Below are 15,605 nucleotides of genomic sequence, written 5' to 3'. Positions count from 1 at the left end.
CGGGCGGCTCTTTGCGGCCTATACGACCTATGAAAAACGCCGGCTGTGCCAAGCTTTTCCGCACAGCCGGCACATGGTGCAAGCAGACTCGGGCGCATGGCGAGACCCCATGCGCGCACTCGATATCACGAGCCGAAACGCTGGCAGTGAGCTATTCCCTCCGGCGTCACCATAGGCTCCATCTGATATCGTCGCACATCCTCGCCGACCGGGCACACGGCGGCACAGATGCCGCATGGCCAGTGATGTGCCCCGACGAGCTCCTCGTGATACTTCGTGCAGGCTATCGCATCCATGTCGTAGACGTCTTGCCCCTGCTGTAAGGCGTGCGTGAAGGCGCGCACCGGACATGACCTGAGGCACTTCTCGCAGTGGATGCAGAGGTCGTGCTCCAACATGGGATCGGGCTCGATCGGCGCGTCGGTCAGAATCGACACGATACGCAGCCGGGGACCGAACTGTGTCGTGACGAGGTTGTGCGAGTCGCCAATCGTGCCCATGCCGGCATAGTAAGCCGCCAGGACATGCGAAAAAGCGGCTCGAGGGTCGTCTTCGAGCACGTTGATGTTGAAATAGCAGTCCCGCGGGAAGTACATCGCCCGATAGCCAAGAGTCGTCACATAGTTCGACAGCAGGTACGCAATATCATCGAGCACCCGGTTGCTTGTATCGTAGAGCTCCTGGTAGACCATCGAAGGCGCGGTCGCCATCATGGGCGCGAAAAGCGGCATCCCGAGCACGACGACACGGCTGGCCCATGGCCAGATGTTGCGAGGCCAAAACTCCGGGTCTTGAACGGGACGCTCCTCCCACGCATCCGCAGAGCAGGTTCTCACGAGGTTTACACCCAGCTCGCGAGCTTTGCCGTATACGGCGCGCTTCACCTCTCCGTCCGCCATATTCGCAGTCCTCCCCTCTCGCAACCGACCCACACGACGCATCGGCTAATCCCAATGGATGTTCTCGCCGCCAACGGTGACGCGAACCTGGGGCGCCAGGCGCTCGCAGGCCTCCACGATCCGCCCGATGCGCTCATCGGTCTTCTTCATCATATCGAGGCCCGTGACCTCGCACTCCTCACCGATCATGGTGTATTTGAGCTCGCCGAGGTTGTGGTAGGGCAGGATGTTCAGATCGGGCTTTCCGGGCAGCTGCGCCATGAAACGGGCGATGGCCTCCGCGTTGGATTCATCGTCGGTGTACCCGGGGATCACCGGATGGCGCACGATGACGCGGCGTCCGCGCTGCTCCATATAGGCGCACAGGCACTCGATGTTCTCCAAGATGAGCTCATTGGGTGCGCCGGTAACCTCGCGATGGCGGGCGGAATCCATATGCTTCAGGTCGACGAACGCTGTGTCGCAGTATGCGGCAAGCGCCTCAAGGTGCTCCCAAGGGCCGAACGCGGAGGTCTCGATGCAGGTGTCGATATAGTCGCGCTTGCACAGGCGCAAGACCTCGGCGGCAACCTCCCACTGCATGAGGACCTCGCCTCCGGACAGGGTGATACCGCTGCGTCCGCGGCGCGTGAAGGTGAGATCGCGGCGCACCTGCTCGTACAAACCCTGGGCATCATAGCGCTCGCCGGCGATCTTTCGGCAGCTGGCGGGACATATGGCGACGCACAGCCCGCAGGCGCTGCAGCGCTCCCAATCCATCTCGACCCTGCCGTCCTCGCCGATCGAGTTCACCTGCTGTTTGCATACGCGCACGCACGCGCCGCAACCCACGCACCGCTCGCGGTTCACGGCGAGCTGCGGGGCGACCGAAAGCCCCCAGGGGTTCGAGCACCATTTGCAGCGCAACGGACAACCCTTGAAAAAAATCATGGTGCGGATACCCGCTCCGTCCGTGTTGCGAAAATGCCCGAAATCGAACACGGTCGCTTCTCGCCCCGAGACGTTGCCCTCTGCCATCGAAAACCTCCTTGCACCGAATGCCGGCGCCCCACGAAAGCCCGCCCGCAGCATGCAGCGGGGGCCACAGGATTATGCTCCCTGCGACCCCCGCATATCCGCTGGTGGACTGCCCTTACCGGTTACGTCATCTCATCAAAACCGAATTTAGAACGTATGCTCCGTACGGTTGATGATGTCGTCCTGCACGCGCTCGGCGATGTCGGTCCAGTAGACACTGTATCCGGCGACACGAACGAGCAGGGTCGGATAGTTCTCGGGGTGCGCCTTGGCGTCGATAAGCGTTCCCTTATCGATGGTGTTGAACTGGACGTGATACACGCCGTAATCGTTCAGCATGGTGCGCACCAGGTTGACGAAGTTATTCATGCCCGCTTCCTTGTAGGTGGGCATCTGATAGGTGGCCTCGGGCAAATCGAGACCGGTCTCGCGAATAGTCTGCATAACACATCACTCCCTTGCTGGACTCTAGACTTCCATCATTTCAGACTGGCTGATCCACATGTTCAGCAGCGTGCCGTTGCTGTACTTCGTATAGTCCAGCTTGCCGTAACTGCGAGCAGCTGCCAGCGGGCCGTGGGTGTCGGCCTGCTGAGAGGCCGACATGGTATCGGAAATGGGGGCGCCGGCAAGACGGCCGTTGGGGGTGGCGCCGGTCATCGCGCCGTAGCCCACGTTGGACTGGACCATCTGGATGGCCGCATCGCAGTAGTTGCCGCGGTACATCTTGAGCTTGTTGGTCGTGTCGCCGAAGAACGACCAGACGCGGCAGGCCACGTCGTCGGCGTAATCGTCGTCGTTGCCGAACTTGGGGGCAGCCATCAGCAGGGCACGGGTGTCCTCGTAGCCCACGAAGTTGGCCTCGATGGCGTTGGCCACGCAGCGCAGCGGCACAGCCTTGTCGTCGTAGACGACCTTCTTGATGGCGACCATGGAGTCGACGGCGGTCGCGAAGCCCACCATCTGCATGGTCGGGCCGATGTTGACCTTGGCGCCACCTGCGGTCGCGTCCACACCGCGCTCAAGCGCCCCGTCGAGCAGCATCGTGAAGGTGGGCAGGTTGAACTGTTCGGCCAGAAGCTTCTCGACGATGATCAGGTTGGAGTGGGCCTCCTTGATCGCATACTCGATCTGGGCGAGGCACGCCTGCTCGAACTTCTCGTAGGTATCGAGCGTCTCGGGCTCGCCAGAGGGGAACGTCACGATCTTGCCGCAGTGGGTGCCGTCCACGCCCTTGGCCTTCTTGCCGTTGGTGACGGCAGCGTAGATGCAGCCCGCGACGTTGATGATGCCGGAGTCGGTATGGCCATACTGCATGCCCTCCACGCCGGGCTCGACGCAGCCGATCGGGCTGCCGTACTTCATGATGTCCTGCAGCGAGTAGTTGGAGCGACCGGCGCCCGCGCCACGGGTGGCGAGCATCTTGTAGAGCGTCTCGACATCGAAGAAGCTTGGATGGCCCATGCCGTCGGCGGCGAGCTCGCAGGCCTCGCGCAGCAGCGAATCGGGGGTCTTCTGGTGCAGCAGCAGCGAGACGGCCGGCGACGTGGTGCGAGAATAGCGCATGGCGCGCAGACACAGGTAGGAGAGCTCATTGGAGGCATCGCGGCCGTTGGCGTCCAGACCTCCCACGTCCAGATGCGGATAGCGGTAGTAGCCGCCGAAGATGTAGGCCATCTGGGTGGACTGGAACCACACGTTGGAGGTGACCTTGATGTACATCTCCTCGATCAGCTCGAGCGCCTTCTCCGGGGTGAGCGTGCCCGCCTCGATGTCGGCCTTGTAGTAAGGGTACATGTACTGGTCGAAGCGACCCCAGGTGATGGACGGGCCGGCACCCTCGACGAACAAGAAGAAGCAGACGGCCCATGCGGTCTCCATGGCATCATGGAAGTTGGTGGCGGGACCCCACGGCACGCGCTTCATCATCGCGGCCATCTCCTCGAGTTCCTTCTTGCGCACGGGATCGGCCTCTTCTTTGGCCTTGAGCAGGCACGAGGCGCTCATGCGGTCGGCCCAGTCGTGGATGGCCTCGCAGACCTCGATGATGCCCTCGTAGAAGTACTTCTTCTCGATGGAGGCGGGATCGTTGGGGTCGAGCTCGGCCAGCAGCTTCTTGGCCTTCTCGTAATACTTCTGGAAACCGTTGGCGATGACGTCGGTCCACGAGGGGATGAAGTGGCTGCCGTTGGCGCAGATGTAATTGGAGACATCGGACACACCGCCGAACTGCGCGCGGTCCCACTCCTCGGGAGTCACGTAGTGCTTCCACTGGGCCGCAGCCGTCTTATCCTTCCAGTACGGCAACAGGTCCTCTTCGAGTTCCTTGTAGTCCTCATCGGTGACTTCGAACGGATCGTAGGTGCGGTCGCGCAGATTGGGCAGGTCGTCGACCAGCCAGTGCGCATGGAGCTCGATGGCGAAGTTCGCGCCGCGGATGCGCTTGGTGGGCCAGCCCACGAGCTGCTCGTAATCGTACACGGTGTCGGACAGGGTGCGGTAGACCTCAGCGCACGCCTTGTAGCGGCGGTATAGCGCAGGGTAGCCCTCGGTCTCGCGATACACCTTGGTGAAGGCACGGGCGCGCGTGATGTCGAGGTTGGGACGGTTGGCGTGGAGCATGCCGTTGAGCTCCTGGGTGCGCTTGGTGGAGCCCGTCTTGGCGACGGTGCCGGCGCGCAGCTCGTTACCGAGCTTGGCGCCTCCCTCGACGACCTTGACCTCGATGGTTTCCTCGGCCATGATGTTCCTCCTCTTTCTTGTGATCTGGCAGGTCGCAACCTGCAAGCTTCAGACATGCGGGGACGGGCTCGCTCGTCTCGCCTGCGGCCACGCATGTCAACATTACCTAAGGATTAATCCTGCTGCGGTTTCGGAAGCTGGAACTTTCCGGTCTTCTGGTTAATGAAGTTCAAGCCCTCGTTGCAGATGAGGCCCAGAAGCGTGCCGCCGCAGAGCGTGAGTGCCAGAATCGGAAAGGCGGCGAAGTTGTAGAAGCCTCCCACCGAGGTCGCACCCGGGCCCAAGATGGAGATGGTCAGATTCGACAGCCAAAACGCGTTGGAGATGGCGCCGAAGTGGGCGGGCACGACGGAAAACGGAAGCTTGGACAGAACCGTGAAGTGAAGGGCGCACTCGACGGTGCAGACGATCGCTACGATCAGGGCGATGTTCACCCACGGGTCGACGCCCATGGCGGAGAGCTGGTCCATAATCCACAGGTAGACCATCGACCACAGCAGGCCAACGAGGTAGCTGGAGATGTAACGCCAGAAATCCTCACGCTTGGCACCCGCCGTGAAATAGATGGGGAGCGCCGTGAAGGTACCGTAGACGATCTGGTAGCCCGGCAGGACGTTCTCGGACGTGAAGGTCCCGACCGTATACAGGTAGACCAAACAATAGATGCCGGACAGGACGCTGATCCAAATCGCCCAATTGATATATCCCTTGTTGTTCATGGGTGTCTCTTTCTCGCGGAGTTCCGAGCGGGATCCCTGCACGTACCTCTTTGTACGTCGTAATTCATTCTATGTTCTACATACGATTAAGGAGCAGGGTTTAGGCGAGCGGTACGATTCGTGAGGTATACGGTCGAAGCGCAGGTCAGAGACTATGTTTCAAAGTCATGTACACGAATGTTCCGTATAGAACGACTGCCTGCAACCCTCCCAAAGGGGTCTGCAGGCAGCCGTGGCATGCTTTACTCTTGTGACGGGCTGAAGCGTCGGCGCAGTATGCGCCCTTGACGCCCCGAGTGCCCGGTATAGTTCGCCTAGTCGAGCGCCGGATGGTCGTTTTCCTGCTCGACCGTATAATAGGTCAACAGGACGCAATCCGGCAGGCGGACGGCATCGCACACGAAGATCTTCTTGGTCATCCAAGCGAGCGACTCGTCGTACACCTCGAACGTGGGCGTCGTGACGTAGTAGAACTGCTTGGGGTCGACCGCGCCGCCCGCCTTGACCGTCTCCACCAGCTCGTCCGGCACCGCGCGGATGCCCTCGACGTGGATGTAGACGGCGCGCCCGTCATCGAGCTTGAAACCGTAGGAGGCGTTGATCTCGGTCACCCCGTCGTCGCGCACAAGCTGGTGATCGATGCCGGCGCACATCATGGTGCCATGGAAATCGGGGCCGGTGAGCTCGCCTTGGGGGCACGGCACGAGGATACGCCTCCCGGCTCCGGCGAAGTCGGTGCCCACGACCTCGGAGGGGGCGACCAGGTCGAGACGGACCTCAAACTGCTTCTTCAGGGACAAAGACATGGTTCTTCCTTTCTTGATTTCAGGTAGGTCTATCGCCTAAGGGCGCCGCCGCGCACGGAGGCATCGGGTGCGCGACGGAGCCCAGGGGCATCTGATGGGCTACGCGAGTGCGTAGGCGGCATCGGCGCCGGAGCGGATGTTGGTCGGGATGCGACCGAGCGCGGCCGCGTCGCCGACCGGCACCACGCGCTCGAAGGCAGCCTCAAAGGCCTTGATGACCGCAGGGTCTGCACGGATGCCCATCGACAGGATCACCGCGTCGCAATCCATACGCACGTCGGTGTCGGATGCAAGGTCGCGGACGTCGATGCCGCCCTCGTCGATCAAAACGAGCTGGTGCTCGTAGTGGATCTGGACGCCGTCGGTGAACGCATCGCCGAAGGACAGCTTGTCGGCGATACCGAGCGGCTTTTCGGGCAGCATCTCGATTACATGGACCTCGTTTCCGCCCAACGCCAGCATGTGCGCCGTCTCGATGCCCGTCATACCGCCCCCGATAATGGCGAGGCGCTTGTCGCAGAAGCGGACCTTGCGGTCGAGCACGTCGCGCACGCGGACGACGTTGGGCCCGTGGATGCCGGGGATACGACCTGGCACGACCTCGTTGGTGCCGGTCGCCACGAAGACCGCATATGGGTTGATCTGCGACACGACCTCAGGGGTCGCCTCGACGCCCAGTCGCACCTCGACGCCCAGACGGCGCAGCTGGCGCTCGTAATAATCGATGATCCAGGCGAGGCGCTCCTTGTGCGGGGGCTTGGCGGCAAGGTCGACCAGGCCGCCCAGATGGGTGCTGCGCTCGAAGACGGTCGGCGCGAAACCGCGCCCAGCGAGCACGACCGCCGCCTCGAGACCGGACACGCCCGCACCGACGATAGCCACGCGGCGCCCGTCCCCATCGTGCACCAACTCGGGGTGGGCGCGCTCCGAGCGGCACCAGGGGTTCACGGTACAACCGGGAATCGAGTCATCCTCGGGCACCGGCGTGAAGCAGTACAGGCAGCTCACGCAGTAGCGCAGCTCATCCTCACGGCCGGTCGCGCACTTGACGGGGAACTCGGGGTCTGCGTACAGCTCGCGACCGAGCGCGATGATATCGGCCTTGCCGTCGCGTATGAGCTCGTGCATATAGTCGGGATGGCGAATGTTGCCGCAGGTCGCGACGGGGACCGAGACGCGTTCCTTCACCGCTGCGGCGAAGTCGACCTTCCAGCCCTCCGGACGGTGCCCGTTATCCGACATGTACTGGTAGCCCACGAGCGCGCCGCCCGCGTTCACCGTGAACATAGTGGCGCCGGCCTTCTCGAGGATGGCCGCGGCCTCAGCGGCGCGATCTGCCGTGATGCCGCCCGTTGTGCAGTCCGAGCCTTGAAGCTTGACGATCACGGTGAACGTGTTGTCGCACAGCTCGCGGTCGATGCGCTCGATGACGTTTTTGGCAAACCGTGTTGCGTTCTCGATGGTATCAGAACCGTACTCGTCGGTACGATGGTTGAACAAGGGGCTCAACAGCTGAGAGGCGAGATAGGTGTGCGCCATATGGAACTCGACGCCATCGGCGCCTGCCGCCTTGGCCCGACGCGCCGCATCCACGAAGCGACCCTCAAGCGCGCGCAGCTCCTCGGTCGTGAAGTCGTCGACCATCGATTTCAATCCGTCGGGCGTCGCGTAGCAACCGGAGTGCCAGATCTGGAACATGATGAGCGCGCCTTCGCCATGCACCGCATCGACCACGCGGGCGAGCTGCCCGATCGCCTCATCGGTTGCAAGCGAGGGGTTGAAGGTTCCCATGAAGATAGGCGGGTCCTGTGGCTCCACCAGCGGGATGATGCCGGGCACGACAAGCGATGCCCCGCCCGCGGCAATCGTGCGGTAGAACTCGACGTAGCGGTCAGAAACCGTCCCGTCGCCCGCGCAGATGTACTCGGCCATGGCCGACTTGGTGATGCGGTTGCGCAGCGTGTGCGGGCCCACCTTCACCGGTTCGAGAAAACTATATCCCATGATGCCTCCTTACGGGATATAAAACTATTCGCACAGCGCTATGCCATGCGGTTGTACACAATGACCTCGTCGGTGCTTTTCTTGGGCGAGCGCTTCCCCTCTCTGGCGGGATAGCCGACCGTGGCGACGGCGACCACCATGAAGTCGTCGGGGATGTTCAGCACCTCGCACACCTTCTCGGGGTAGAACCAGCCGAGCCAACAGAAACCCAGGCCCTGCTCGATGGCCTCGAGTGTCATGTAGCTCATGCCGATGGTGCAGTCCACGGTGCGCGCGCTCTGGCCGCAGACCATGGTGCGGTCGCCCTCGGAGCAGGCGACGAGGATGAGCGGCGCGGTCCCCACCCAGGCCACGTCCTTGCAGGCGGGCACCATCTGGGCAATCAATTCGGGATCGGTGACGGCGATCAAGCGCCACTTCTGCTCGTTAGAAGCCGTCGGCGCCAGGCGGCCCGCCTCCATGATGGCCTCGATTTTCTCCGGCTCCACCGCGCGCAGGGCATATGTGCGCACGCTCCAGCGGGCCTGGATCGCATCCATTACGTTCATATCAAACCCCTTTGCTGCCGATACCGATCAATTCGCCTGAGCCGCCAGCGCCGCATCGCGGTTCCCCACCAAGGTCGCATAGGCACCGCCCTCGCCAAAGGCCCGACGGTAAGCGTCGGCCGCCTTGCCATACGAATCCGCCGCCGCCGCGAAATCGCCGCGTCGATAGGCGATGCGCGCCGATGCGGCGAGCGCTGCCGACAGGTCCACACCTCCCGTATCGCCGGAGCAGGTCGCGACCGCGCGGTCGGCGAATGCCTGCGCTTCATCCAAATCCCCCTGCTCGATTGCGAGGTCCGCCAGATTCGAGCAGGTGGCACCAACGGCTGCCGTCGCATCGGGCAGGGCCTCGGCGATGGTGAGCGCCTCGGTCAGATAGTGCCGCGCAGAGGCGAGGTCGCCTTTTGCGCGATAGGTGAGCCCCAGGTTGTTGGCTAGGCTCGCCTGACGGAAGTCGCCGGGCTCGATCTCGCGCGCATAGATGTCGCGCACCTGCAAGAAGAGCCGTTCCGCCTCATCGAGGCGCCCCATGGCGCGGCAGGCGTTGGCGATGTTCAGCGCGAAAGTCGCATACACGGGGCCGTCCTTAAGGTCGAGGGCGCGCAGCTCGCGCAGAAGGGCCTTGCGCACGGAATCGCATGCCTCGAAATCGCCGGCTGTGCGGTAATGGCCGAGCAGCTCGTTCAAGACCGTCGCGCGATCCTCGTGGTTGCGCTCATCGGACCACGCCTCGTCGAGCGCGGCGCGCAGATAGGTCTCCGCCCCCGCGGCGTCGTGCGCGGCATAGCGGGCGTCAAGTTCCTGATAGAAGGTTTGATCGAGCATGGCTCCTCCTTAGCTGCGAGTTCGTACGGCGCCGGTGCGCGCGGGCGTACGGCCCCCGGCATACAGACCGACGAGCATGATGACAAGGCAGACGGCTACACCCAGAAACAACGGGTCGAACGGCAGGCCGATCAGATTGCCTGCGATGACGGCGACCGGCCCCATGATCACGCTCGCCAAGGCCCAGCCGCTGCGGATCTTGCCCGGGGCGAATAGTGCGAACGTGAACGGGATGAAGATCACCGCGCCGCGCAGGCCCATCGACAAAAATCCGAAGTCGTTGATCATCGAGCCCGGCAGGGCGAGCGCCGCCGCACCGGCGAGCACGAGCACGATGACGATGAGCGAGCGCGTGACGACGAGCTTGAAGATGGGGTCGCGCAGACGGTCCACCATATGGGACAAAAGGTCCTCCACGACGACCGTGGCCACGCCGAGCGAGAGGCCAGAGCCGCCACCGACCGTCGCGATGAAGAAGGCGCCCAGAGCGATGCCGCCCGCGAGCTGGGGCAGGAAGTGGATGACGAACTGCGGGAACACCTGGGCGGTGGAATCGATGACGAACACGCCCTCGGGTACCGCCTGGCCGATCGCCGCGAGCGCAGCCGCCTCGTCGGCCGTCACGCATACGCCGCGCATGAACAGACCAATCAGGATGCAGGCGATGCCGATGGGCGGGATGAGCGCAGCCGAGAGCAAAGCTCCCTTGCGCGCCGCCCCATCGGACTTGGCGGCCCAAATCGCCGAGGCGTAGGACTGGGTCGAAATCACGCCGAGCACGAGCGAGAGACCGGAGCCCAAATCCTTGAACGGTCCGCGCGCAACAAGCGACAGGAAGCGGCCCGGGATATCCTCCGCGCCGGCGATCCCCGACAGCGCGCCCAAGTCCGTGCCGGCGAGCGCCGTGGTCACGCCGCCCAGGACCCCAGCGGGTCCGCCCGCCAGCATGAGGACGACACCGGCGCCCACGATGCAGGAGGCGTACAGCAGAACCAGCTTCACCACTCCGCCGATGCCCGCTCCCCATACGCCGCCGAAGATGACATAGACTGCCATGATGGTTCCGGCGATGAGCGCGGCGGCGAGTGCCGGCATGGGAAAGAGCGTCGTGATGAGCGCCGATGCGGAGATCATCTGGGAGATGACCGAGATGAAGATGCCGACAGCGGAAAAAATCGAGGCGACGAAGTCGATCCGCTCGCCGTACTCGGCAACCACTGCACCCACAAGCGTCGTCGACGACGTGGCACGCATGCGCACAGCATAGGCGAGACCCAAGATCAAACATCCGATGCCTGATCCCAGCGTGAACCACCACGCAGCGAGCCCGTAGCTGAAGGCGAGCTGCGCGGTGCCGACCGTCGCCTGGCCGCTCACGAGCGTGCCCATGATCGTGCCCGCCACGACCGCCGTGCCGGCGCGGCCGCCGCCCGTCGTGAAGTCCGACGCATCCGAGACCTTGCGTCCCGACCAGGCGCCCACCGCGGCGATCAGGATAAGCACCGCGACGATGCCCACGATATGCCCGATTCCGATATTCATCCGAACACGACCTCCTCGATCGCCTCGGGACGCAGCCCTAAAGCCACCTCCCCCCTATGCCACCGCGGGCGCCGTCTCGTAGAGCTTGTCGAATCCCGGAAAGACCGGCTCGCCGGTATAGGTCTTGGGCTCCTCGATACCGTCGAGCACGCGGATCGCTCCGGCGGCGAGCGCCTCCATCTCGAACTCGCCCGGATACACATCGACCGGCGCGATCCACCCGGCTTGGGCGGAGATGAGCGCGCACATGCGCTCTGAGTAGGCGATACCGCCGGTCAGAACGATGCCATCCACCGCTCCGCGCATCACGCTCGCCATCGCGGCGATGTCCTTGCCGATCTGATAGGCGGTCGTACGGTAGACGAGCTCCGCGTAGGCGTCCCCATCATCGATGCGAGCCTCGACCTCGCGCGCGTCCGAGGTACCCAGATGCGCGACCCAACCGCCGCGCTTCATGACCTCTTCGATCATCTGTTCGCGCGTCCGCGTTCCTGAATAGCACAGCTCGATCACGTCGGCGAGCGGTGCGGTGCCGCTGCGGGTGGGCGCCATGCGACCCTCTCCGCGCGTGGAGTCGACGGTGTCGACCATCTTGCCGCGCTCGTGCGCGGTGACCGAGATGCCGCCGCCCAGATGGGCAACGACCAGATTGACCTCCTCGTAGGAGCGCCCATGGTCGACGGCCCAGCGGCGCGCAACGGCCCGCTGGTTCAACGGATGGCCGCGGCTCGTGCGCAGGATCTCGACGAACCCGGTCATGCGCGCCTCCTCGCGAAACTCATCGACCGAGCTCGCATCGACCACGAAGGCGCGGGCGCCGTATTCGTCTGCGAAATCGCGCGCCAAAAGCGGGCCCAGGTTGCCGGGATGCTTGGAGCCCGGCCCGATCTTGCCGTGCTCGTACATGACGTCGCCCACCTCGAACACGCCGCCCGGCATGGCGAGCAGACCCGTGCAGATGGCGGAGAACGCATCGGCCGTCGCGGGGTCGATACCCTCGGCGTCGAGCATCTCGGCGATCATCCGGCGCCGATAGGGCAGCTGATCGACGATGCGCTCGAAGCCGGCGAGCTCGTCAGCAGGATGGTCAATCGTGCGCTGGAACACGCGCGCGTCCCCGTCATAGACGGCCACTTTGGTGGACGTCGACCCGGGATTCAAGACGATGATACGGTGCATGATGCCCCCTTATGCCGCCAGGCCGCGCGCGATGAGACGCGCGAGCGCAATAGTGTAGAGTTTGGATTCCACAGAGCTGGCACGGCTCGTCAGGGCCACTGGGGCCTTAGCGCCCACGATGACGCCGGCCTTCTTGGCGTGCCCGAAGTACTCGGCCGCCTTGACGAGCATGTTGCCCGCCTCGATATCGGGCACGAGCAGGATGTCCGCCACGCCCGCCACGGGCGAGTCGATTCCCTTATGGTGCGCCGCCTCGACGGACACGGCGTTATCGAACTGGAGCGGACCGTCCACGATGCAGCCGGAGATCTCGCCCTCTGCGTTCATGCGCGCGAGCTCGGCCGCCTCGACGGTGCAGGGCATCTTCTCGTTCACCTTCTCGACTGCGCAGAGCGCCGCAACCTTGGGGCACGCATTGCCCAGCGCATGGGCGACCCGGACGGCGTTGCGCACGAGGTCCACCTTCTGCTCCAGCGTGGGCGAGACGGTCATGGCGGCATCCGTCACATGGAAGAGCCGGTCGAAGCCGGGCACCTCGAGCACGAGGTCATGGCTGATCGTGCCGCCGAGGCGCAGGCCGTTGTCGCGGTTCAGAATCGCGCGCATGACGACCGCGGTGTCGACGATGCCCTTCATGATGAAATCGGCATCGCCGTCGCGCACCATGCGCGCGGCGACCTGGCATGCCTCCGCCTTGTCAGGCTCCTCGACAATCGCATACGTAGTCGGGTCCGCCCCGAGCTCTTCCAGAATTTGAGCGATTTTCTTGGCATCACCTACGAGCACCGGGTCTGCGATGCCTGCATCTGCAGCCTTGACCACGGCATCGAGCACGTAGGAATCCTGCGCCACCGCCACGGCGAGCCGCCCGGGCTCGCCGTGGCACGCCGCCGTCAGCAGCTCCTCCATCGAATGCACCATCAGCGGCCTCCTTTCCCGCACAGGCGGCGGGGCCGCCGAGAGGGCCGGTCCCGCCGCGTCGCCTTACCAGGGCTACTCGCCCCAGACCTCCTCATCACTCGGAACCTGTACATCGGGCAGGGCCACGGCGATGCGGGCGATATTCACCAGGTGATGCCACCAGAGGTTCTCCGAGATGGAGTTGTTGCCCCAGGAACCGCACCCGAGGGTCGCCGTCGGGTTGAGCCCGTTATCGAAGGCGCCGCCCAGGCCGGAAGAACCGATCATGTTGACGCCGATACGCGACACCGGGAGCTGTTCGCCGGCGTAGTCGACGTGTTCCGCTGTGTGCGAGCGCACAATCGCGGAGTGACCCGCACCCTCGTGCAGCAGGTTGGTCTTGGCGTTGGCCACGCCCTCCTCCCATGTGCCATAGGAGGCGACGCACATCACCGGGCAGAGCTTCTCCTTGCACAGAAGCTCGTCGGCACCGTAGGCGTCAACCTTCACCATGAGGAGCTTGGCGTCCTCGGGCACATCGAGACCGGCAAGGGAGCCGATGAACTGCGGGGAGGCGCCCACCGCATCCTTGTTGATGGCACCGTTGGGGAACAGCGCGGCGCGCAGCGCGTCGACATCGGCCTGCTCGCTGATATAGAAGGCGCCCTCCTGCTGAAACAGGCGAACCATCTCGCCGTAGATGTCCTCCTGCACGTGGATGCACTGCTCGCAGGTGCACAGCACGCCGTTGTCGTAGGTACGGCTGCGCACGATCTGCTGGGCGGAAAGCTCGAGGTCGGCATCGGTGTCGACGATGGTCTGGACATTACCGGCGCCCACGCCGAAGGCGGGCTTGCCGGAGGAGTACACTGCCTTGACCATACCGGGACCGCCGGTGGCGATCGTACAGTCGCACATGCTCATGACGAGGCTCGAGATCTCGAGCGTGGGATCGGGGATGATCTGGATGAGGTCCGCAGGCGCGCCCATGGCCTCGAGCGCCTCGCGCATGATGCGCACCGTCTCCACGCCCGTCTTCTTGGCGCGCGGATGCGGGCTGATGAGCAGGGCGTTTCCGCCCTTGAGAGCGCACATGGCGTTATGCGCCGGTGTCATGGTCGGATTCGTGGTCGGCGGGATGCAGCCGATAACGCCCATGGGCTTGGCTACCTCGACGATGCCCTCGTCTTCATGGCGTGCGATGATACCGCGCGATTTCACTCCCTTGAGACGGTCCCAGGTGATCTTGGTCTTACCTGAGTTCTTGGCGATCTTGTCCTCATAGCGACCCATACGGGTCTCCTCGACGGCGAGCTTGGCAAGCGGCTCGGCCGCGTCGAACACGGCCTTGCCGATCGCGCGGACCGCGCGGTCGACCTCCTCCTGCGAATAGGTCTCAAACTCGGCTTGCGCCACGCGTGCGCGCTCGATGAACTCCGCCACGTACTTCTCGGGATCCATGGCTCCTCCTTCGCGAAGCATCCGACTGAAAGCGAGTCGCTTTCCTAAATCTACGTTCATTGTAGAATGTCCTACATTTGAGTCAAGAACAATAGAACATTGACCGTTCACCGACCGTAAGCGGTCAAATCACAGGTCAGATGCAGTGTTTAGAGGTGTTAATCGACTTTGGTAACCGCAAGCAGCAGAGCGCCACCGTCCCGCAACACCCTCATTGCCAGCTTCTCATCGCCCATAAGGATGGACTCCGCAAATTCCAGCCCATACTGATAAATGGTGGAGAGGCCATCTTCCTGGAAGATGCGCTCGATGGCGACAGCGCTTTGATAGGAGGCGATCAGCACGACCTCGCAAACGAGTTCGCGCAGAAGCGGATTGGCGACGCCGCGAGCACAAGCGCATGCGAGCTGCGTCAAAGCGGAAGCGACCGCATCCGGTGCCTTCAGTGAGGCGTCTTTCAACTCTGAGAACGCGGCACCGATCGCTGAGGCATCGGGAGATGCCGCCATATCGGGCACCGCGAGCCCGATCACGCGCTCGCACAATTCAAGCATGTCTCGACCGTTGCCACGCCGCAGAAGGATTCCGAAGACCAGCGGCTTCAACATCCCGCCATGGAACTCGTCGACGATGTAGGTCCCGTCGGCGCGCCTGATCTCAACCACGCCGTACGCCTCGAGAATCTTGATGGCCTCGCGCACCGAGCTGCGCCCCACCCCGAGGCGAGCGGCGAACTCCTCCTCGGAGGGCAAGCGTTCGCCCGGTTGGAGCTCACCGGTCGCCAAGCTCGTGGCAACGCGCTCGATGATAATCTTGGATATGTTCTTCGTCCGCAAAGATCCCGTAAGCGAGGAACGTGCCATACGATGTCTCTCCCTACATCCTATGTTCTATGTTCCTGCCCATTGTATCAGTCCTATAAGAGAAGGGCGTCTCGGTACACCATCTTTCGGTAATTAGATG

Annotated in this window: 14 protein-coding genes; all 14 read right to left on the bottom strand. The window is 63.5% G+C overall.

From position 1 onward, the window contains the following. Positions 1-125: 125 nt before the first annotated feature. The 14 genes from B5F74_RS08055 to B5F74_RS07990 all read right to left on the bottom strand — a co-directional run bounded on the left by B5F74_RS08055 (position 126) and on the right by B5F74_RS07990 (position 15,505). Complete coding sequence (locus tag B5F74_RS08055) at positions 126-899, bottom strand: 4Fe-4S dicluster domain-containing protein (protein ID WP_066829776.1); 774 nt, start codon at positions 897-899, stop codon at positions 126-128. Between the two features lie 45 nt (positions 900-944). Next, complete coding sequence (locus tag B5F74_RS08050; RefSeq protein ID WP_158095727.1) at positions 945-1,916, bottom strand: glycyl-radical enzyme activating protein; 972 nt, start codon at positions 1,914-1,916, stop codon at positions 945-947. A 147-nt stretch (positions 1,917-2,063) separates the two neighbouring features. Then, on the bottom strand, positions 2,064-2,360 hold the full coding sequence (locus tag B5F74_RS08045) for a glycine radical domain-containing protein (RefSeq protein WP_066829782.1): 297 nt from the start codon (positions 2,358-2,360) through the stop codon (positions 2,064-2,066). 24 nt (positions 2,361-2,384) lie between these two features. Beyond that, on the bottom strand, positions 2,385-4,658 hold the full coding sequence (locus tag B5F74_RS08040) for a pyruvate formate lyase family protein (RefSeq protein WP_066829785.1): 2,274 nt from the start codon (positions 4,656-4,658) through the stop codon (positions 2,385-2,387). Between the two features lie 113 nt (positions 4,659-4,771). Further along, positions 4,772-5,377 carry a DUF1097 family protein gene (locus B5F74_RS08035; protein WP_066829787.1) on the bottom strand — a complete coding sequence of 202 codons (606 nt, stop codon included), beginning with the start codon at positions 5,375-5,377 and terminating at the stop codon, positions 4,772-4,774. 314 nt (positions 5,378-5,691) lie between these two features. Beyond that, entirely contained in the window at positions 5,692-6,183 is a 492-nt protein-coding gene (locus tag B5F74_RS08030) for a DUF3237 family protein (RefSeq protein ID WP_066829790.1), read from the bottom strand. Between the two features lie 99 nt (positions 6,184-6,282). Then, a complete protein-coding gene (locus B5F74_RS08025) occupies positions 6,283-8,187 on the bottom strand; it encodes an FAD-dependent oxidoreductase (protein ID WP_087201506.1) in 1,905 nt (634 codons plus the stop codon). A gap of 38 nt (positions 8,188-8,225) precedes the next feature. Next, positions 8,226-8,735, bottom strand: a complete 510-nt coding sequence (locus B5F74_RS08020) for a nitroreductase family protein (RefSeq protein WP_066829796.1) — start codon at positions 8,733-8,735, stop codon at positions 8,226-8,228. Between the two features lie 27 nt (positions 8,736-8,762). Beyond that, entirely contained in the window at positions 8,763-9,560 is a 798-nt protein-coding gene (locus tag B5F74_RS08015; protein WP_066829799.1) for a tetratricopeptide repeat protein, read from the bottom strand. A gap of 9 nt (positions 9,561-9,569) precedes the next feature. After that, positions 9,570-11,102: a hypothetical protein gene (locus tag B5F74_RS08010; RefSeq protein WP_087201504.1), complete on the bottom strand. Its 1,533-nt coding sequence runs from the start codon at positions 11,100-11,102 to the stop codon at positions 9,570-9,572. A gap of 54 nt (positions 11,103-11,156) precedes the next feature. Continuing rightward, entirely contained in the window at positions 11,157-12,281 is a 1,125-nt protein-coding gene (gene buk, locus B5F74_RS08005) for a butyrate kinase (RefSeq protein WP_087201502.1), read from the bottom strand. Positions 12,282-12,290: 9 nt separating this feature from the next. Then, the gene (locus B5F74_RS08000) at positions 12,291-13,202 is read right to left on the bottom strand and encodes a bifunctional enoyl-CoA hydratase/phosphate acetyltransferase (RefSeq protein ID WP_087201500.1); all 912 of its coding nucleotides are present in this window, start codon (positions 13,200-13,202) and stop codon (positions 12,291-12,293) included. A 72-nt stretch (positions 13,203-13,274) separates the two neighbouring features. Next, complete coding sequence (locus B5F74_RS07995; RefSeq protein ID WP_202615057.1) at positions 13,275-14,642, bottom strand: aldehyde dehydrogenase family protein; 1,368 nt, start codon at positions 14,640-14,642, stop codon at positions 13,275-13,277. A gap of 158 nt (positions 14,643-14,800) precedes the next feature. After that, on the bottom strand, positions 14,801-15,505 hold the full coding sequence (locus B5F74_RS07990; RefSeq protein ID WP_087201498.1) for a GntR family transcriptional regulator: 705 nt from the start codon (positions 15,503-15,505) through the stop codon (positions 14,801-14,803). Positions 15,506-15,605 lie beyond the last annotated feature (100 nt).

Origin of the sequence: Collinsella sp. An271 (assembly GCF_002159695.1) — a bacterium.
Lineage (GTDB): Bacteria > Actinomycetota > Coriobacteriia > Coriobacteriales > Coriobacteriaceae > Collinsella > Collinsella ihumii.
Note: the sequence above shows the minus strand (reverse complement) of the source record. Positions and strands in the feature narration are given on the sequence as shown.